Source organism: Aquisphaera insulae (genome assembly GCF_011064615.1).
GTDB lineage: Bacteria > Planctomycetota > Planctomycetia > Isosphaerales > Isosphaeraceae > Aquisphaera > Aquisphaera insulae.
This window is the reverse complement of record NZ_JAALJH010000029.1, coordinates 1-20,867: the sequence shown is the minus strand read 5'-3', so window position 1 is coordinate 20,867 and position 20,867 is coordinate 1. Positions and strand designations below refer to the sequence as shown.

The 20,867-nt window shown below is 68.1% G+C and carries 10 protein-coding genes; 7 read left to right on the top strand and 3 right to left on the bottom strand.

From position 1 onward, the window contains the following. The first annotated feature begins 300 nt into the window (after positions 1-300). The 5 genes from G6O54_RS16790 to G6O54_RS16770 all read left to right on the top strand — a co-directional run bounded on the left by G6O54_RS16790 (position 301) and on the right by G6O54_RS16770 (position 14,597). Complete coding sequence (locus G6O54_RS16790; RefSeq protein ID WP_165226854.1) at positions 301-1,260, top strand: choice-of-anchor A family protein; 960 nt, start codon at positions 301-303, stop codon at positions 1,258-1,260. Positions 1,261-1,410: 150 nt separating this feature from the next. Then, entirely contained in the window at positions 1,411-2,229 is an 819-nt protein-coding gene (locus tag G6O54_RS16785) for a hypothetical protein (protein WP_165226811.1), read from the top strand. Positions 2,230-2,800: 571 nt separating this feature from the next. Then, positions 2,801-12,763, top strand: coding sequence for a right-handed parallel beta-helix repeat-containing protein (locus G6O54_RS16780; protein WP_165226810.1), 9,963 nt, complete (start codon positions 2,801-2,803; stop codon positions 12,761-12,763). A 168-nt stretch (positions 12,764-12,931) separates the two neighbouring features. Then, positions 12,932-13,462, top strand: a complete 531-nt coding sequence (locus tag G6O54_RS16775; RefSeq protein WP_165226809.1) for an adenine phosphoribosyltransferase — start codon at positions 12,932-12,934, stop codon at positions 13,460-13,462. 13 nt (positions 13,463-13,475) lie between these two features. After that, positions 13,476-14,597, top strand: coding sequence for a pyridoxal phosphate-dependent aminotransferase (locus G6O54_RS16770; protein ID WP_165226808.1), 1,122 nt, complete (start codon positions 13,476-13,478; stop codon positions 14,595-14,597). A gap of 156 nt (positions 14,598-14,753) precedes the next feature. Here G6O54_RS16770 and clpX read toward each other — a convergent pair whose 3' ends face one another. Both clpX and mutY read right to left on the bottom strand, forming a co-directional pair. Further along, positions 14,754-16,121 carry an ATP-dependent Clp protease ATP-binding subunit ClpX gene (gene clpX, locus G6O54_RS16765; protein ID WP_165226807.1) on the bottom strand — a complete coding sequence of 456 codons (1,368 nt, stop codon included), beginning with the start codon at positions 16,119-16,121 and terminating at the stop codon, positions 14,754-14,756. Between the two features lie 466 nt (positions 16,122-16,587). Beyond that, positions 16,588-17,739, bottom strand: a complete 1,152-nt coding sequence (gene mutY / locus G6O54_RS16760; protein WP_165226806.1) for an A/G-specific adenine glycosylase — start codon at positions 17,737-17,739, stop codon at positions 16,588-16,590. Positions 17,740-18,006: 267 nt separating this feature from the next. Between mutY and G6O54_RS16755 the strand changes: the two genes are divergently transcribed. Both G6O54_RS16755 and G6O54_RS16750 read left to right on the top strand, forming a co-directional pair. Further along, positions 18,007-18,480: a hypothetical protein gene (locus G6O54_RS16755; protein WP_165226805.1), complete on the top strand. Its 474-nt coding sequence runs from the start codon at positions 18,007-18,009 to the stop codon at positions 18,478-18,480. A gap of 167 nt (positions 18,481-18,647) precedes the next feature. Further along, positions 18,648-19,400, top strand: coding sequence for a sigma-70 family RNA polymerase sigma factor (locus tag G6O54_RS16750; RefSeq protein ID WP_165226804.1), 753 nt, complete (start codon positions 18,648-18,650; stop codon positions 19,398-19,400). Positions 19,401-19,521: 121 nt separating this feature from the next. On the opposite strand, the gene G6O54_RS16745 is transcribed toward G6O54_RS16750, so the two are convergent. Continuing rightward, positions 19,522-20,700 (bottom strand): DegT/DnrJ/EryC1/StrS family aminotransferase, encoded by a 1,179-nt coding sequence (locus G6O54_RS16745; RefSeq protein WP_250846936.1) that lies wholly within the window; start codon positions 20,698-20,700, stop codon positions 19,522-19,524. Between the last annotated feature and the right edge of the window lie 167 nt (positions 20,701-20,867).

Here is a 20,867-nt window from a genome sequence, read left to right as displayed (position 1 = left end):
GCCGCCGCGCCCGCCGGTTCGCGAATCCGTCCTGGCATCAGTCCCCCATCCCCGGGACTGATGCCAGGATTCACCCATGATGATTCTCCGACACGTCGACTTGAAGACGACCGGGGCTGGAATACTAAAAAATTAAGATACCGGTCGTCGTGTCGGACGCACGACCGCCCCGGGGTCTGTCCCCGGGGGGGCCGAGCCCTGAGGATCGGCCGTCTTTCCGATCGCACGGTTCGGAACGCCCGGCCCGACGAGCTTCGGCTTGCACGGTCGGCGGGAATCCCAAGAAGAAGGCAATAGCTGATGCTCCATCTCCGAGGTCTGATCGCGGCAGCGGTTCTGGTTCTCGCCACGTCCGGCACGAGCCGGGCCAGGGCCGACAGCATGCTGGGCATCGCCGGCAACTACGGCGAGTTCATTTTCGGCAGCTCCACACGGTCCAATTCGGACAGCCGCGGCCCGGTTGCGGTCGGCGGCGATGCGACCTTCTCGAGTTTCGGGATCGCGCACTCGAGCAATTCGAGCTCCTCGAGCTTCCCGGTCCCGAACACGCTGGTCGTGGGCGGGAACCTGAAATGGACCAACGGCGAGCTCGCCACCGGGACGGGCGTCGTCGGGGGCACCATCACCGATTCCGGCGTGGGGGGCTCGATCACCCATACCAGCACCCTGCCGATCGATTTCTCCGCGGTGAAGACCGACCTTGTGGCGATCTCCACCGCGCAGTTCAACGCGAGCGATCCCTACGTCACCCGCGAGTACAATTACAAGCTCACGTTCGGCAGCTCGTCCGCGACCGGCCTGCAGGTGTTCAACGTGCTCGGCAGCGAGATGTCGGGCGCGTCGGAGTTCCACGTCAATGGCAAGGCCGGCTCGACCGTGATCATCAACGTCGACGGCAACGTGTCCAACTGGACCGGCGGCTTCTTCCTGGATGGCGGCATCACCTCGTCGCACATCCTCTGGAACTTCGTCAATGCGACCAGCGTGAACATCAACGGCATCGGCATCGACGGGACGGTCCTGGCCACGAAGGCCAGCGTCACCTTCAACAGCGGCCAGCTCAACGGCTCGCTGATCGCGGACTCGCTGACCGGAGGCGGCGAGACCCACATCGACCAGGGGGGCATTTCCGGCGGCGCGGATACGCGATTCACCGGCCAGCTCGTGACGCCGGCGGTCCCCGAGCCGGCCAGCGTCGTGATGTTGGGCTCGGCGGCGGTCTTCGGGCTCGGCCTCGCCGCCCGTCGCCGACGCGATTGAACGGCGTCCGGCGAGGGGAATGGCCCTCCCTTCCCCTCGCCGCCGTTCCGCCCGACCGGGCGGGTCCAGGGACAGCGGCCGGCGATTGGGGTATGATCGCGCGTGCTCGACGCGACGCGATGCGTCGTCTGACCCTGGGAGGGCGGCCGGGTGTACGATGAACAACAGCTCTCAGCCGGGAAGCCGATCCGGGAGCCCTCGATCGAGTCCCCGCCGAAGGCGACCGTCTTCGTCCTCTTCCTCCTTTCCTGGGTTCTCTACCTGATCGCCGAGCTCGTCCTCGGTTACGGACTCTGCCGACTCCTCGGCATCCAGGGGCGAGTCTTTCGGGACTGGGGTGTCGCCCTCTCGACCCTGAGCTTCGTCCTGGCGAGTCTCACGGTCGATCGCATCTTCCGCTGGCACGGCCTCTCGCGAACCGGCACGACGGTCGAGGTGTGGTATCGACCCGATTTCGAAGCCATTCCCGAGGGCGCGGGCGAGGGACGAGTCGAGGTCCATTTGAACCCCCGGCTCTTCTCCCTGCTGGGCGTGGCCTGCCTCGCGTTCTGCCTGCTCATGATCGCGATCACCTGGATCGACCTTCGCCACGGAGACCAGGCCCTCTGGGGGATTCTCCTCATCGGGATCTCGGGACCCGGAGCGCTCGGCGCCATCGGCTGGTTCCGCCGTCGGGCTCGCGGCAAGCCCGAGGCGTGGGCCGACGCCTCCGGATACATGGGCTACGCCCCCGGGCTCCGCGTCGGGCGTCGATTCGTCCCGTGGTCGGAGGTCGCCGCCTGCACCGTCAGGACGCGCCACGACATCTGGGGACAGCCCATCCACACGGCCGTCACCCTCTCGGATGCAAGTGGGAAACCGCGGGTGGTGAGCGCCTTCGATTCTCAGCTCAGCGAGGATCCCGCCCTCCTCATCAAGGCCATCAAGGCCCATCTTCCCGGGCCCGGCCCTGGCCTCGAAGACTGGTGAGCCTGCGCGGGACTTCAAGGAGATTCCGCTCTCCGAACATGCGCACCGCACCGCGATGCCACGCCCCACCTCCTCCCTTTACCCTCGAGTTCCCTCCAGGAAAGAAAATCTGGGCAAACTACGGGTTTTACGAACCCAGTCCCGTGAATCCTCGGTTAGAATGGATTGGTTAATTCGGTGGACGAGTGACTGTTCATCGTTTCCGGACCGCTTCGTTGATCTTCGTCCACCGTTCGCGGCCGAATCGCGACACCGGACGGGATTTCCGACGAGGTTGTTGCGACCCGGTCCGATTCACACTACGATGATTGATTGATTCCACGATGGAAGTCCAAGGAACGATGGGTAAGCTGCGGCTCGGGTCCGCTCACATCCTGGCAAGGTGCGGAACGAGGGCAACTTCGGGAGTCGTTCCGAGAGCTTGATTGATAGGGCATTTCGCGGGGTGATTGATCGTCGCGTGAGGCCGCAGGGGTGGATTGGCCCCGGTTCGGACAGCTTGCGTGCCGGCTCGCGACCCGGCAGCGGATGCGCTTCCTCCGTACATGACTCCCAGGTACAGGACTCTCGAATGAGCCTCTTCGGTCGGGCAAGGCGGCGGAGTCGGATCCGGGGGAAGGGGCCGCGGACCGCACTCCATTGCGAGCGGTTCGAGGAGCGTGTGCTGCTGGCGAACTTCCTGGTAACCAACACCGCCGCCACGGGCGCGGGCTCATTGCGACAGGCCATCCTGGGGGCGAACGGCGCGGTCGGCCCGGACACGATCGCGTTCAACATCCCCGACAACGGCACGGGAATCTATCGGATCGACCTGGCGGCGGCCACCGGCGTCCTGCCGGCGATCACGGGTGGGGTGACGATCGACGGCACCAGCCAGGCGACCTTCCTGGGGAAGGCCGCGGTCGTCGAGATCAACGGCGGCGCCTTGCCGTCGGGGGACGGCCTGACCCTCGCCGCCGGGTCGGACGGCAGCCTGATCGACGGGCTGACGATCTTCGGCTTCAACGGCAACGGCATCCTCGTCCAGTCGAACGGCAACACGATCGGCGGCACGGCGGCCGGCGGCGGCAACGTCCTGCATTCCGACGCGGTCGGCGTGAACCTCGGCGCGGTCCAGAACAACGTGCTGCTCGGGAACCTCATCGGCACCGATTCCAGCGGCACGAACTTCGGCGGCATGGCCCGCGGGATCCTGGTCGCGGGAGGGTCGCTCAACACGATCGGCGGTTCGGCGGCCGGGGAGCGGAACATCATCGACTTCGCGACGGCCGCGGGGATCGAGCTCGACTCCGCCGCCGCCGCGAATCGGATCGGCGGCAATCTCATCGGGACGGACGCGACCGCGTCGGTCGATCGCGGCAACGCCGTCGGCGTGCTCGTGAGCGGGGCCACCAACACGATCGGCGGGGCCAACGACGGCAACACGATCGGCTTCAGCAGCAACGCCGGCATCCTGATCAGCGGGACCTCGGCGGCCACGAACCGGGTGGAGAGCAATTTCATCGGCACGAACGCCGCCGGCGCCAACCTGCACAACCTCTTCGGCGTGCAGATCGACAGGGCGGGCGGGAACACGATCGGCGGCGCCGCCGCCGGCAACCAGATCGATTTCAACACCGGCGCCGGCATCCTGATCACCGGGCCGACCTCGGCCGGCAACCTGATCGGCACCAACCTCATCGGTACGAACTCGGCCGGATCCGCCAATCGCGGCAACGCGTATGGGATCCAGATCCTCAACTCGAGCGGCAACACGATCGGCGGCGCCGCCGGGCTGGCCAACACGATCGGCTTCAGCACCCAGCAAGGGGTCTCCGTCCTGACGGGGTCCGGCAACCTCGTCAGCCGCAACCTCTACGCGGGGGGATCCGGTGCGGCGACGGACATCATCGTCGCGCCCGGCGCCAACAACGGCATCGCCGCGCCGGTCCTGAACAGCGTGTCGGTCGACCAGATCGCCAGCACCCTGACGCTCTCCCTCAGCCAGCCGGCCGGCGGGACCCAGCCGGTCGACCTGGAAGTCTACAGCCTGGGGGCCGGTGGTTCGCGGACCTTCCGGACGACGATCAGCGGCCAGAGCCTGACGACCACGCCGCAGCAGATCACCCTCCCCAACGTGGCGGGCATCACGACCGCCGACACGATCCTGGTCACGGCCACCGACGCGACGCGGAGCACCTCCCCCTTCTCCAACGCCGCGAGCATCGGCAACGCCCTGGTGGTGACGACCACGGGCGACAGCGGCTCGGGGTCGCTCCGGACGGCCATCACCGACGCCCTGGCGGCCTCGAACCCCGTGATCACCTTCAACATCCCGGGCGCCGGGCCGCACGTCATCACGCTGAGCACGCCCCTTCCCGCCCTCACGAAGCCGATCATCATCGACGCCACGAGCCAGCCCGATTACGCGGGGACGCCCACGGTGATCCTGATCGGCTCCTCGCTGGCCGGCTCGTCCGACGGAATCGTCCTGGGGACGGGCTCCGGGGGGAGCGAGGTGAAAGGCCTGGCCCTGGGCGGATTCGGCGGCGCCGCGATCCGCGTCCAGACGAGCAACAACCGGATCGCGGCCAACTTCATCGGCGTCGACACCACCGGCAAGGCCGCCGGCCCCGGCAACGGCACCGGAGTCCTGATCGACGCCGGCTCCGGCAATACGGTCGGCGGCTCGGCGGCCGCGGATCGGAACGTCATCGGCCTCAACACCACGGGGCTCTCCCTGGCCTCGGGCGGCAACGTCGTCCTGGGCAACTTCATCGGGGTCGCCGACGCCGCCACACACGACAGCGTCGCCAACTCCACGGGCGTGTCGATCTCCGCGGCCGGCAACACCGTCGGCGGCTCGGCCGCCAACATCCTGGGCTTCAACGGCACGAGCGTCCTGGTCGCCGCCGCGGTCACGTCCGCCGTCGTCTCGAACAACTTCATCGGCACCGATGCTTCGGGCCACAACCTGGGCGCGGGGGGCCTGTTCGGCGTCCGCGTCCAGGGCAACAACGGCGTCATCTCCGGCAACACGATCGACTTCCTCGGCTCCGGCGCGGCGATCGCGCTGGAGGGCGGCTCGAACGCGGTCACCGGCAACAGGCTGGGGACCCGCGGCGTCGCCGGGTCGCCCCCCACGTTCAGCAACGCCATTGACGTGGCCGTCACCGGCTCCGGCAACACGGTCGGCGGCGCCACGGCCGCCGCCGCCAACGTCATCGGCTTCGCCTCCGTCGCCGGGGTCCAGATCGGCGGTGGAGCGGCGAATACGGTCGTCCAGGGGAACTTCATCGGCACCGACGCCTCCGGCGGCATCCTCACCAACAACATCGGGGTCCAGGTCCAGAGCGGGAGCGGCAGCTCCGTCGGCGGCCCGGCGGCCAGCCAGGCCAACGTCATCGCCAACTACGCCATCCAGGGCGTGTCGATCCTGGCCGGCAGCGGCAACCTCGTCAGCCGGAATCGCTACGTCGGCGGGCCCGTGCCCACCGCCGACATCGCCCTCGCCCCCGGGGCCAACGGCAACATCGCCGCGCCGGTCCTGGCGAGCGCCTCGCTCAGCGACTCGAACACGAAGCTGACGATCGCCGTCAGCCTGCCGGTGGCGGGCTCTCAGCCGGTGAATGTCGAGGTCTACATCGGCGGGACCTCGCGCGTCTACAGGACGACCGTCGCCGGGGCGATGCTGTCGACCTCCTCTCAATTGTTCACCTTCGACGTCGCCGGGATCTCGATCAGCGATTCCATCCTGGTGACGGTCAGCGACGGAGGCGGCAACACCTCCGCCTTCTCCAACGCCGTCTCGATCGGCAGCGCGCTCGTGGTCACGAGCACCGAGGACGGCGTCTCGGGGTCGCTCCGCTCGGCGATCCTCAACGTCATGGCCGGTATCGGCACGGAGATCACGTTCGCGATCCCCGGGGCCGGCCCGCACGTGCTCACGCTCGATGCCCCCCTGCCGACGATCACGACCGGGATCACCATCAACGGCACGAGCCAGCCGGGCTATGTCGCCACGCCACTGATCCTCCTGGTGGGCTCGAAGCTGTCGGCCGCCTCCTTCGGGATCGATCTCGGCGCGGGCTCATCCGGGAGCACCATCGAGGGGCTCTCGTTCCTCGGATTCGCGGGCGCGGCGGTCCATGTGGGCTCGAGCGACAACGTCATCCGGTCCAACTTCGTCGGCGTCGGCCTCGACGCGACGGGCAAGCTCCTCGGGCCGGGCAACGGGACCGGCATCGTCGTGGACGCCGGCTCCGGCAACACCATCGGCGGGGCGGGCCTGGCCCGCAACGTGATCGGCGGCAACGCGATCGGCATCTCCCTGGCGTCCGGCGGGAACGTGGTCGCGGGCAATTTCATCGGCGTCGCGGACGCGGCGACCAGGGACAACATCGCGAACACGACCGGCGTCCAGGTCTCGGCCGCCTCCGGCAACACCATCGGCGGGACGACCGCCAACACGTTCGGCTTCAACGTCACGAGCGTGCTCATCGCCGCCGCGGCCAGGGACACGGTCGTCGCCAACAACTTCATCGGGACCGATGCATCCGGCGCCGATCTCGGAGCCGGGACGGTCAACGGCGTGAACATCCTGGGCCAGGCCAGCACGATCGGCGGCACCGCGAGCGGCACGGCCAACGTCATCGGCTTCGCGTCGGGTGCGGGGATTCGGCTCGGCGCGGGCGCCACCGGGAACTCGGTCCAGGGGAACCTCATCGGCATCAGCTCGACCGACCTGGCCACGGCCGCGAGCCTGCCCAACAACATCGGCGTGCTGATTGACGGCGCCGTGGACAACACGATCGGCTCCGCGAAGGGCGCCGAAGGTTCCGCGGGCGGGAATACCATCGGGGGCAACGCGGGCGCCGGCATCTCGGTCGCCTCCGGGACGGCGAACCGGATCAACGGGAACCTGTACCTGAAGGCCAACGGCCCCTCGCAATCGCCGGTCCAGTCCTCCGACATCGTCCTGTCCGCGGGGGCCAACGGCAGCCTCGGCAGCCCCGGGCTCCAGGCCGCCTCGTACCAGAATCTGATCGTCACCGCGACCGTCGCCGTCACTCCGCTGGGGACGGCCGCCCCCCTCTTCGAGCTGTATCAGATCACCGAGGACCCGACCACGCACGCCCCCCTGCAGCGGCGATTCCTGACCCGGGCGACGGGGACGCCCAGCCCGGACGGGCCGAGCCATTCGTACGACGTCAAATTCGACGTCCTCGCCGATCTCACCGGCAAGTCGCTGCTGGTGACCTCCACCCAGGACGACAATTCCGCGGGCACGGACCTCTGGAGCACGTCCCCGTTCTCGAACGTCGTCATCGCCCAGGCCCCCAACGTCGTCAGCACCGTCGCGAACACGGGCACGGGCTCGCTCCGGAATGTCATCGTGTACGTCAACGGCCTGGGGCAGGCGGCCGACGGCACGATCAAGTTCGATCCCGACCTGTTCGGATCACCCCAGGTCATCGCACTCCAGTCGGCCCTCCAGCCGATCACCCACCGGGTGACGATGGACGGACTGGGTAACGCCCGGCTCACGCCCGCCGACGCCGGGAGCACCTTCGACGGCCTTGTCCTCGCCCCGGGCTCGGATCAGAGCGTGATCGCCGGCCTGAGCCTCTTCGGCTTCAGGGCCGGGTCGGGCCTCGTGATCAACTCGGGCGGGAACCGAATCCGCGGCAGCTATTTCGGGATCGATCCCGACGACCCGCTCGCCAACCACGGCAACGCGATCGGAATCCTCCTCGAGGGGGGCGCGGGCAATACGATCGGCGGTGAGGCCCTCGCGGACCGCGTCTTCGTGGCGGCGAACGGCGTCGGGATCCGGATCGCGGGCAATCCCGACGGCCGCTCGGGATCCCGATCGAACACGATCGTGAACACGACGATCGGCACGACCGTGGCCATCGACAACAAGAACAACGGCAACAAGGGGGACGGGATCCGGGTCTCGGACTCGACCGGCAACACGATCGGATCCGCGACCACCGACAACGCGCTTCGGGTGCTGATCTCGGGGAATGGAGGGGGCACTTCGGCCGATGCCGGCATCCACATCACGGGGGCCGGCTCGTCTGGGAACGTGGTCGCGAACTCGCTCATCGGCACCAGCCCGACCGGCAACTCGGGCGGCGGGAGCTATGCCAACCGGATCGGGGTCCTCCTCGATAGCGGCGCGAACTCCAACGCGATCGGCTATTCCGCGGACCTGCCGTGGGCAGCGGTAGGCCCGGTGGCCAACGTGATTTCCGGCAACCTGTTCGCCGGCGTCAAGCTCGACTCCGCGGACAGGAACCAGGTCGCGGGGAACCGGATCGGCACCGACCTGACGGGCACGGTCCCCCTCGGCAACGGGGCCGGCCTGTCCGACAGGGGGGGAGGGATCTGGCTCGATGGCGGGTCGGGGAACTCGATCGGCGGGGCCTCGGCGGCGGAGCGCAACACGATCTCCGGGAATTCCCGGGACGGCATCTACATCTCGTTCAGCTCGCCGCCCTCGGCCGGAGCCGTCGCCAACACGATCCTGAACAACCTGATCTCTCGGAACGTGCTCAACGGCATCCATCTCGTCGGCGACCTCCGGGGCGCGGGCCCTGGCTCCTCGAATCCCCCGGCCGCCACGCTCGTCGTGGTCAGCGGGAACCTGATCGGCACCACGCCGGACGGCAAGCAGGTCTACGATCCCGTCACGGCGATCTCGCAGGGCAATGGCCTGAGCGGCATCCTGCTCGAACAGGCCTCGGGCGCGACGACGAAGGGTGGCTCCGTGCCCGCCGCGGCCGTGACGGGGAACACGATTTCCGGAAACGGGCTCAGCGGCGTCACGATCCAGCACACGGCGGGCGTCGCCAACGGCGTCGTGGCGAATGTGTCGGTCGGCGGCAATGTCATCGGACTCGCCGCGGACGGCGTGACCGCGATCGACCCTCAGTTGCGACCTGTGGGCAACGTGCTCGACGGCATCCTCATCGACGGCGTGCAGGGGGTCACCGTCGGTGTCAGGCCCCTCCCGGGCTCGCTCCCGGCGGGCCCTTCGAACGTGATCTCGGGGAACCTCGGCCGGGGGATCGAGATCCGCGGGGCGGGGACCGCCGGCGATCCGATCGTGATCTCGGGGAACTACATCGGCACCGACCGAAGCGGCGAGGTCGTCTCGCCCACCGGCTCGGCCGCCTCCACCGTGGGTAACCTGTCCGACGGCATCTTCCTCCTGGGGGCCCCGAACGCGGAGATCGCCTTCAACCTGATCTCCGCCAACCGGGGCGCCGGGATCCACCTCGCCGGCGGCGCGCAGACCGCCGCGCTGACCATCCGGGGGAATTACATCGGCACCGACCGGTCCGGGGCCCTGGTCCAGCAATTGACCGATCCGACCAAACCGGCGAGCGGCGGCAATCCGCCGCTCGTTCCCGCCGTCTACTTCGGCAACGGGTCCGATGGGCTCTTCCTGGATAACATCAAGGGCGGGGTCACGGTGGGAGGGACCGCCGACTCCGACCGCAACCTGATCGCGGGGAACCGGGCCAACGGCATCGACCTGCTCCAATCCCGGAACGTGGTGGTCCAGGGGAACTGGATCGGGACCAACTCCGCCAACGCCCGGGGGCTGGGGAACTCCTCGAACGGGATCTTCATCAACGGGTCCAGCGAGAATACGATCGGCGGCGACGTGGCCGCGGCGTCGAACGTGATCGCCGGCAACCTCGCCAGCGGGATCTTCATCTCCGAGGGGAGCGACGCCTCGAGCTCGACGCGACTCGAGGCCACCCGGAACCAGATCAGGAACAACCTCATCGGCCTGGGCATGAAGCCGGACTCGAACGGCAACCTGACGAACCCCAATCGCGTCTCGGGCCTGGTCATCAGCGGGGGGACCTACAACGAGGTCTCCGGCAACACCATCTCGGGGAATCTCCTCTACGGGATCCTGCTGGCCAACAACGCCGATTACAACACGCTCGAGCTCAATTACATCGGCACGGACAGGGACAGCCATCCGAACCTCGGGAATACCTCGGAAGGGATCTTCCTCATCGGCGGCAGCGACTCGAACACGAATGCCGAGGCGGTGGGCAATCGGATCGCGCAGAACACGATCTCCGGCAACCAGGGCAACGGCATCCACCTCTTCGGGACGAACACGGCCGGCAACACCATCTCCGGGAATCTCGTCGGCCTGGACGCGACTGGCAAGAAGATCCCGAACCAGGGGAACGGCATTTACCTGGACAGCACCGGGCTGAACGCCACCGCGACCAGCGGCGCCCTCCTGGCCGGCCCCAACAGCCTGATCGGCAACGTGATCTCCGGGAACGGCCAGCACGGCGTGCTGATCTATGCCACCGAGGCCACGCCCAACCCCGCCCAGGGCCAGTATCGCAACATCCTCCGCGGCAACTTCATCGGCACCGACCAGCGGGGTACTCACGGGGTCGCGAACGGCGGCAGCGGCGTGTTCATCTACGGCTCATCCCAGAATGACATCGGTGGCGTCGACGGCGGCTCCGGCGGCCAGCTTGCGTCGGCCATCACCCTGGGAGTGTCCCAGGGCAACCTGATCTCCGGCAATGCCCAGGCCGGCATCACCCTCTTCAGCCCGGTGCCGAACCTGCCGACCTCCGGCAACACCATCCAGGGGAACTTCATCGGCACCGACGCCGCCGGCATGGCGGCGGTCCCCAATTCCGACGGCGTGGACATCCTCAGCGCCCAGAGGAACCTGATCGGCGGCGTGGGCTATCAGAACCTGATCTCGGGGAACAGCGCCAGCGGCGTCTACATCACCCAGCTCACCGGCATCGACGCGACGGGCAACCACGTCGCGGCCAACTTCATCGGCACCGACCGCACCGGCTCGGCCCGGCTCGAGGGCTCTCCCCAGGTCCAGGGGGTCTTCCTCGACAACGTCTCGGGGAACCTCATCGGCGGCGCGGACGACCGGACGATCGACGGCAGCAACGTGCCGCTCACGCCCCGCAACGTGATCTCCGGCAATGCCCAGGCCGGAGTCCGGATCGGCGCGACGTCGTTCGGGAACCTGATCGAGGGGAACTACATCGGCGTCGGGCGGGACGGGACAAGCCCCTCGAGCGCGGCCAACCTCACCAACGTCGTGGGGGTGCTGATCGCCGATCAGGCCCACGGCAACGTCATCGGCGGGGCGGCACCCGGCGCGGGGAACCTCATCACCCAGGGAAACCTCCGCGACGGCAACACCGGCAAGGCGACCGAGGCGCTGACGTCGACCACGGCCGTGAACATCGGCGTCGAGACCGTGGGCCCGGGGGTCACCTCGAATTACGTCCAGGGGAACCTGATCGGCCTCGACGCGACGGGCCGCCCCGTCTTCAGCGCGGGGGGCGTGGTGGTCAACCAGATCGGCGTCCTGATCAACGGCTCGCCGAACAACATCATCGGCGGGGCCTCGAGCGACCCGAACCGGCAGGGCCTCGATCCGGTCGGCTTCGCCCCGGCCACGGTGCGGAACGTCATCTCCGGCAACGCCCAGGCCGGCGTGGAGATCACCGGGCCGAACGCCACGGGCAACCTCGTGCGGGGGAACTTCATCGGCACCAACATCGCCGGCACGGCGCCGCCCAGCGTCCCCTATTCCGTCCCCACCCAGATCGTCGGCGTGTACATCCTCAACGCCCATGACAACGTGGTCGGCGGCCACGGCTTCGGCAACCTGATCTCGGGCAACCAGATCGGCGTGACCGTAGCGGGTCCGGCGACCGCCTCCGCGTCGTCCGGCGCGGCCGGCAGCAACCTCGTGCAGGAGAACCTCATCGGGACCGACCGATCCGGGATGGCCGCCCTGCCGAACCTCGAGTTCGGGATCTTCGTCAACGGCTCTCCGAACAACCTGATCTCGCACAACCTGCTCTCGGCCAACGGCCTGGCCGGCGTGGAGATCTCCGGCGGCGGGTCCCAGGTCGGGGGCTCCCAAAGCGCGACCGGCCTGAACGACACGATCTCCGGGAACCTGATCGGCACCAACATCCGCGGAGAGAAGGCCTTCCCCCGGGATCCCGCGGACGTCAACGCGACGACGAACCCGATCATCTCGACCGCCGGCAACCCCGTCTACTACGGGCTCCAGTTGCACGGCGTCGTCATCCTGGGGACGTCGACCAACAACGTTGCCGACAACCTCATCGCCGGCAACATCTATGTCGGGGTCTACATCACTCGCCGCGACTTCGACGGGACGGTGTACGCCCTGCCCGTGAACAACCGCGTCCAGACCAATCAGATCATCGCCAACGGCATCTACGGCGTGCTCCGCTACGACGCGCCCCAGAACGCCGTGGCCCAGGGACGGGCCAAGACCCGCCGCGGCAAGCCCACGGGCGCCAACACGTTCGTGAACAACCCCATCGCCCTGGCCGATTACATCACCGGCCTCAATTCCCGATCGAAGCAGCGGACGCTCACGTCCACGCTCCTTCCGACGGGCCCCGCGACGTCGACCGCGTCGGCCAGCCCGAGGCCGACGACCGGCAAGGCCCACCCGAAGGGCCCGAAGGCGCGACGCAAGGGGTGAGGCGTCCTCGCTACGGGGTCCGGGCGCCCGGCTGGACAACCGGGCGCCGTTCACCCATAGTGAAGGGGCGGCCGGGCCGGCCGCGGCCCGGGAGAATCGGCCGTGAGGGCTTGCCCGCCGGGGCGGATCCTTCGGCCCTCCGAATGACGCATCGGGAGCGCCCTGTTCATGACTGCGCCTGCGACGATCGACCTCCGCGAGTACATCCGCAACATCCCCGACTTCCCCAAGCCGGGGATCCAGTTCAAGGACATCACGCCGCTCCTGTCCAGCCCGCAAGCCTTCCGCTCCGCGATCGATCAGGTCGCGGACCACTTCAAGGGCCGGGACATCGACGTCATCGCCGCGGCCGAGGCCCGCGGCTTCATCTTCGGCGCGCCGCTCGCCATGGTGATGGGGGCCGGCTTCGTCCCGATCCGCAAGCCCGGCAAGCTCCCCTACGCGACGATCGCCCAGGAGTACCAGCTCGAGTACGGCAGCGACCGGCTCGAGGTCCACTCCGATGCGCTCGGCAAGGGGCACAAGGTCCTGCTCCTCGACGACGTGCTCGCCACCGGCGGCACGATGAAGGCCTGCATCGATCTCGTGGAGTCCACCGGCGCCCAGCTCGTCGCCTGCGCCTTCGTGATCGAGCTTTCGTTCCTGGGCGGCCGGGCGAAGCTGTCGCCCCCCGAGGTCTTCAGCCTGATCACGTATTGAGAGCGATCCCGTCATGAACGACGCCTGGCTGGCCGACCGGATGAAGCAGATCGACGCCTCGGGCATCCGCAAGGCGTTCGAGATGGCCCGGGCGATGAAGGACCCGATCGACCTCTCGATCGGCATCCCCTATTTCGACGTCGACGATCGGATCAAGGACGCGGCCTGCGCGGCGATCCGCGAGGGCCGCAACCAGTATTCCGTGACGCTCGGGATCCCGGAGCTGCGCGAGCAGATCCGAGGGTCGTTCGCCCACCTCGGCCATGCCGACCGCGACGTGATCGTCACGTCCGGGACCGCCGGCGCCATGCTGCTGGCCCTGATCGCGACCGTGAACCCGGGCGACGAGGTGATCGTCCTCGATCCCTACTTCGTGATGTATCAGCATCAGGCGACCATGGCCGGGGGCAGGACGGTGGTGGTGGACACCTACCCCGACTTCCGGCCCGACCCCGCCCGGGTCGCGGCGGCCATGACCCCGCGCACCAAGGCGGTGGTCGTCAACAGCCCGAACAACCCGACCGGCGTGGTCGCCTCGGCGGACGACCTGAAGGCCCTCGCCCTGCTCTGCAAGGAGCGCGACGTCCTCCTGATCAGCGACGAGGTCTACGGTTCGCTCTGCTTCGACGGCGAGTTCCGATCGCCGGCCGAGTGGAACGAGGACGTGCTCGTCGTCGACGGCTTCAGCAAGGCCCTCGGCATGACCGGCTGGCGGCTCGGCTTCGCGCACGGGCCCTCGCGGCTGATCCAGGAGATGGCCAAGCTCCAGCAATTCACGTTCGTCTGCGCCCCGACACCCCTGCAATACGGGGTCGCCCGCGCGATGGGCGGGGAGGCCACTCTCGACTTCTCGGGCCAGGTGGAAGCCTACGCCCGCAAGCGTGACATGGTCGTCGAGGCCCTGTCCGACTTCTACGAGCTCTCTCGCCCCGCGGGCGCCTTCTACGCCTTCCCCAGGGCCCCGTGGGGCACGGCCTCCGAGTTCTGCGCCGAGGCGATCCGGCGCGAGCTTCTCGTCATACCCGGCAATGTCTTCAGCCGCCGCGACACCCACTTCCGGATCTCGTACGCCACATCCGACGAAACGCTCCGGCGCGGGCTGGATGTGCTTCGCTCGATGGCAAGAAAGAGCTAGAGCTCTGCCAACACTCGGAATTCGGGATTCAGGACAGACAGGAATGTCTGTCCCCCGCGTTTAAAGCCAGGTGGGTCCGAGATTTCGGAGGACAGGCATTCCTGCCTGTCCTGCCGCCAATCCGAAAGGCAGGGCGCGACGGGACACTCGATCGACTCAGGCACTTTCTTTCTTGCGTTCGCCCTTGGGGGTGGTCAGCGGCACCGGGGTGCTGTCGAAGAGGTTCTTCTCCTTGCGGACGACCTCGGCGGTGACCAGGAACTTGCCCTTGTCCTTGGACGCCCGGTCGGGGAGCTCGAACATGATGTCGAGCATGATCTCCTCGACGATCGACCGCAGGCCGCGGGCGCCGGTGTCCTTGGCCTTGGCCATCTTGGCGACCTCGGCGAGGGCGTCCGGTGTGAACTCGATGTCGGCCCCTTCCATCTCGAAGAACCGCTTGTACTGCTTGACCAGGGCGTTCTTGGGCTCGGTCATGATCTGGATCAGGGCGCTGACGTCCAGCGGGGTGAGCGGGCAGATCACGGGGAGCCGGCCGATGAACTCGGGGATGAGGCCGAACTCGAGGAGGTCGTCGGAGGTCACCTTGCCGAGGAGCTCGCCGAGCTCGGTGTGCTGCTCGGCCTGGGACTGGCTGCCGAAGCCGATGGTCTTCTTGCCGACCCGGCGGGCGATGATGTTCTCGAGGCCGGTGAACGTGCCGCCGCAGATGAACAGCACGTTGCTGGTGTCCATCTGGATGTACTGCTGCTCCGGGTGCTTGCGGCCTCCCTGGGGCGGGACGTTGGCCACGGTCCCCTCGAGCATCTTCAGGAGCGCCTGCTGCACCCCCTCGCCGGAGACGTCCCGCGTGATGCTGACGTTGTGCGTGGTCTTGCCGATCTTGTCGATCTCGTCGATGTAGACGATCCCGCGCTGGGCGGCCTCCAGGTCGAAGTCGGCCGCGTGCAAGAGCTTCAGGAGGATGTTCTCGACATCCTCGCCAACGTAGCCGGCCTCGGTCAGCGTGGTGGCGTCGCCGATGGCGAAGGGGACGTTCAGGATCCGCGCCAGCGTCCGCGCCAGCAGGGTCTTGCCGCAGCCGGTCGGGCCGATCAGGAGGATGTTGGACTTGTCGAGCTCGACTTCCTGGTTCGGCTCCTCGCCGTGCACCAGCCGCTTGTAGTGGTTGTGGAGGGCGACCGCCAGGACCTTCTTGGCCCGGTCCTGGCCGATCACGTAGGCGTCGAGCTGGTCCTTGATCTCGCGCGGGGTGGGGATGTCCGTGAACAGGGTCTTGGGGACACCGCGACGGCGCCGCTCCTCGTCCAGGATCGACTGGCAGAGCTCGATGCAGTCGCCGCAGATGTAGACGTCGCCCGGGCCCTCGACCAGCGGGCCGACATCGCGGAAGCTCTTGCGGCAGAAGGAGCAATAGGCGTTCTTCTTGGTCCCGCCCGTCGTACCCGACGACACGGAGCCCCCCCCGCCCGTCCGCTTTCCTCCCCCGCCCGAGCCGCCCGAGATGTCCTTACCCGATGGCATGCATAACCCCTTCATCGCTGCCAGACTGACACGAAACCGACCGAAACCGGCGGAGCTGGAGCCTGGCACGGCCTTCCCTGCCTCGACTCTTCTCCGGTCCCGCCGCCGCCCGGCCGGTGGAGAGGACGCGGATCGCCGCGACAGGGCCCCGGGCTTTCTCGGACCCGGGCCCGCTCCGCCCCCTCCTCCGGATCTTGGCGAGAGGCCGCCCGCGCCGTTCTCGACGCGGAAACACGTCGTCAGCGCCAGAATCCCCGGGCGGCGATAACTTCCCGTGCCGAGCACGCTCTCCCATCTTGCATTCTAGAGCACCCTCCGATAACGAGCAAGTGCGCTCGGGCTGATCGCCGGCGGCGCCGACGGCAGAACCGGGAGGTCCACCTCCGGCGCGACCCGGCCCGGCGTCAGCCGGCCCTGGTTTGCGCCCCCGCGGCGTCGCAGAGCAACACGCGTGCACCCCGAGGCCCTACCATCCCAGCTTCTCCGGGTTCTCCAAGATCCACCGCGTCAGCTTCCGAGCCGGAGACCCGAGGGTGAGCGCCGTCAGGTCCGCCGGCGCGACCCAGCGGGCGTCGGTCATCCCCGACCCGGGTCGGGGCCGGTCGGCGCCGGAGACGGCCCGCGCGGGATGGACGCGCACGAGGACCCTGTGCTTCGTCACTCCATAGGTGAGCGTCCGCAGCTCCGGGCCCACCTGAACGTGCACACCCGTCAACTGCATTACGCCATCCGCCAGGTCCATCGGCCCGGCGACGGCCGGGCGTCCGGCGGGATTCGCCCCTTCCAGGTGCAGGGTCGGGAACTCCCAGAAGCCCGCCCATAGGCCCGATTCCTCGCGGCGGACGACCAGCAGCTCCCCCGATCGTTCCACCAGGATGGAGGCCTCGGCCACGGCCAGGGGGGCCGGCTTCGGGGCCACGACCGGAAGCCGATCCTGAATCCCCTGCCGCCGGGCCTCGCAGAGTGCCGCCAGAGGGCAGATCAGGCAGGCGGGGGCCTTCGGGGTGCAGACCGTCGCTCCCAGGTCCATGAGCGACTGGTTGAACCGACCGGCCCCGGTTTCGGGCACGAGCCGACCGGCGGCCTCCCAGAGCCGCTCACGAGACCTCGACGAGCGGACGTCCTCTGTCCACCCGAGCAATCTCGCCAGGACTCGCTGGGTGTTCGCCTCCACAATCGGCTCGGGCCGGTCGAAGGCGAATGAAAGGATCGCCCCGGCCATGTACCGCCCCACGCCCGGCAGCGCGCGGACGGTGTCCACGTCCGCCGGGATGGTCCCCGCGTGCCGCTCCACGATCACCTTCGCCGCCGCATGAAGCTGCCGGGCCCTCCGGTAATATCCCAACCCCTCCCAGGACTTCAGGACGTCAGCCTCGGGGGCGGAGGCCAGGCTTTGCACATCCGGGAATCGCTCCAGGAATCTTGCAAAATAGGGAATCACGGCCGCCACCGTCGTCTGCACGAGCATCATCTCGGAGAGCAAGACCCGATAGGGATCCCCCTCGCCCCGCCAGGGGAGATCCCGCCCGTGTTCGTCGTACCAGGCGGCTAGACACTCGCGAACCGAATCACGCCACCCCTCGGATCGATCCAGCCGTCCGGCTTTCTTGCTACTCAAATCGGGAGCCTCACCGATGGATTTCCTGGGTTCATCCGGCCGCTCGACGACACAGCGTCCGGAGGGCCAGAAGCCTTAAAAAAGCCTAGCTCGACGCAGACCCGAGAGTTTACGGGGAGAAAATGGGAGGAGAAGCTAGCACGTCCGCCTATTGATGTCTCCCAGCTTCTCTAAATTTTCCAATTGACTTTCATGCTACAGACCATACATTGCATTGTCGGGAGAAAGAAAGCATCGATATCCCTAATAAGAAAGTTGATCCCGAAGATGAGATCTACCGAACCGAATCGCAACCGTGTGGTCTATCCGAGATCGCCGTCGAGTCGACCGATCTTCGCCGTTGCCGAGCGGCTCGTCGAGATCTGGAGTCGCAATCGGCGGGCCCTGGCGACGCTGAAGACGCTGGAGCATCGGGCGGACCGGGTGAGGATCTACATGGAGGGCGCCGAGGCGAACCTCGAGCTCGCCCGGGCCTGTCTGGTGCGGATCCGCGAGCAGCGCCGCGAGCAGTTCGCGGTCCTGCGGACCGGACATCACGACGCCCTGAAGGTCTTCGAGTTCCTCAAGGGCCTGGAGTCGTCGGCCGCGGTGCGGTCGGAGGCGTCCCCCTCCTGCACATTGACCGCCCTCACCGAGACAGCGGCGGACATGCCCCGCCCCGCCGTCCCGATCCCGTTCCCGGCCGCATCCCCCTCCCCGACGCCCGCCGACACCACCCCCAAGCGCCGACGGTACGCCTGAATCCCCTCCCGCCGCCCCGCCGATGCGTCACGATGCCGCGACGTGTGATCGAAGGTCCAACGACATGCACCTTGAATGACCCAGTGACCGCAACTCCGTTCGCCGTCGTGGACGAACGAGAACAATTCGAAGATGCCTTGCTCCTCTCTCGCCGAGGAGGTGGACTCGTGGTTGACGTCGTTTCGCGTCCCCATCGATCGTGTCCGGACGATCGTCGAGGCTTCTCGCCTCGCACCAATCCCAATCGACAGGCGTCGAAGGCCTTGCCCGGGGCCGAGGACTCGGCCGCCCGCGCCGGAGCGGGTCAGCTTCAAGGGCCGGCCGCGGACTTCCCGGAGCGTTGCACCCCGCGACGCCCCCGCCAGCCCCTCAACGAGGACCAGAAGAGCCTCGCCGACCGCTACTTCCCCCTGGCGGTCAGGATGGCATGCGAGATGACCGAGAAGCTCCCCCGCCATGCCGACGACTGGCAAGAGTCGGCCTTCGTCGCGCTGGTCGAGGCGGCCCAGGTGTTCGACCCCGATCGGGGTGTCGACTTCGCGGCGTACGCCCGCATCCACATTCGCGGGGCCCTGGCGAACACGCGGAGCGAAATCCGGGGCGGCAAGCCGGGGGCCCGGCCGCAAGGGCGCGTCCCGCACACCTTCTATGACTCCGACCTCGAGGAGGATGCGACGCTCCAGTTTCGCCAGGCCGAGGGCTGCGTCGGGGCGGAGCTCGAGTTCGCCGAGCGGGTCGAGCGATTGTCTCGCGGGCTCCCCGACCACCAGGCACGCACCCTGCGCTACATCTACCTCGACGGGATGTCGCAGCAGGAGGCGGCGGCCCGGATCGGCTGTTCCGAGCCGACGCTGTCTCGAATCCATCAGAGGGTCCTGACGAGGCTTCGCCAGGACCATGCCCTCAACCTCTGCGCGTAGAGACGCGCCACCCGCTCCGCAGCGTGCGGATGCGGCGGCGGGATCGCGGCAGTCCCGGGGCCAGGCCCCTGACCGCCACGATCCCGCCGCCGTTTTCGGCGACGGCCAGCCGCTTGATCGATCAGGCGGCACGATCGGTCGACATCGACGGCGAGGCGTATCCGGCCAGGAACTGGCGGATCGAGCCGACGACGAACCGCTGCTCCGCATCGGTCAGCTCGGGATACATCGGCAAGGCGAGCGTCTCGCGGGCCGCGGCCTCCGCGTGCGGGAAGTCCCCCTGGCGATGGCCCAGGGCCGTGAAGCAGACCTGCAAGTGGAGCGGGATCGGGTAATAGACGTCGGTGCCAATCTTACGGGCCGCGAGATGCTCGCGGAGCGGGTCGCGGAGCACGGCCGGCACCCGGATCACGAACTGGTTGTAGACGTGGAAGTGCCCCGGGCGCTCGTGCGGGATCGCGACCGTTTCCTCCAGTCCGTGCGAGGCGAAGAGGCTGCGATACCGATCGGCCGCCTCGCGGCGAAGCGCCGTCCAGGCGTCCAGGTGCCGCAGCTTCACCCGCAGGACGGCCGCCTGGAGGGCGTCGAGGCGGGAGTTGAAGCCGACCTCGTGGTGATGGTAGCGAGGCTCCATCCCGTGGACCCGGAGCCGGGCCAGGCGGCGTGAGAGCGCCGGGTCCGCCGTGGTCATCATGCCGCCGTCGCCGAAACCGCCGAGGTTCTTCGACGGGTAGAAGCTGAACGCCGCGACGTCGCCGAGGGTCCCGGTCCGATCGCCGTGATAGGCCGCGCCGATCGCCTGGGCCGCGTCCTCGATCACCGCGAGCTTGTGCTTCGCGGCGACCTCCCGGATCGGATCCATGTCCGCGGTCTGGCCGTAGAGGTGGACCGGGATGATCGCCCGCGTCCGGTCGGTGACGGCCGCCTCAATCGCGTGGGGATCGATGTTGAACGTGTCCGGCTCGATGTCAACGAAGACCGGCTTGGCCCCGGTCCGCCAGATCGCGCCGCCGGTGGCGAAGAACGTGTACGGCGTGGTGATGACCTCGTCTCCCGGGCCGATGTCCAGCGCCATCAGGGGGAGCAGCAGGGCATCGGACCCGGACGCACAGCCGACGCCGTGCTCCACGCCGCAATACGCGGCGACCTCCGCCTCGAGGCCGCTGACCTCGGAGCCGAGGACGAACATCTGGGACTCCAGCACCCGCATGACGACCGGCTCGATCTCGTCGCGGATGGTCTGGTACTGGGCCTTCAGGTTGAGGGCCGGGACTCCGGCGGGCTCGTGAGATGCGCTCAAGGCGATCACTCCTTTGATGCCACAGGCGGTACGCGAATTGCGCACGCGTGCGAAATGCACTTCTGGGCAGGTCTGCGAGGTTCTCCCTCCGTGGAGAAGATCGGTCGGCGAACCCTATCTCTTCACAGGATTTGTGTCAATGCTGTGCTGCCGGCCCTCCGTCCCGG

Excerpts from the sequence above, each read along its gene's own strand:
- G6O54_RS16775 (WP_165226809.1), top strand. The coding sequence starts at position 12,932 with ATGACTGCGCCTGCGACGATCGACCTCCGCGAGTACATCCGCAACATC.
- G6O54_RS16780 (WP_165226810.1), top strand. The coding sequence starts at position 2,801 with ATGAGCCTCTTCGGTCGGGCAAGGCGGCGGAGTCGGATCCGGGGGAAG.
- G6O54_RS16755 (WP_165226805.1), top strand. The coding sequence starts at position 18,007 with ATGAGATCTACCGAACCGAATCGCAACCGTGTGGTCTATCCGAGATCG.
- G6O54_RS16790 (WP_165226854.1), top strand. The coding sequence starts at position 301 with ATGCTCCATCTCCGAGGTCTGATCGCGGCAGCGGTTCTGGTTCTCGCC.
- clpX (WP_165226807.1), bottom strand. The coding sequence starts at position 16,121 with ATGCCATCGGGTAAGGACATCTCGGGCGGCTCGGGCGGGGGAGGAAAG.
- G6O54_RS16770 (WP_165226808.1), top strand. The coding sequence starts at position 13,476 with ATGAACGACGCCTGGCTGGCCGACCGGATGAAGCAGATCGACGCCTCG.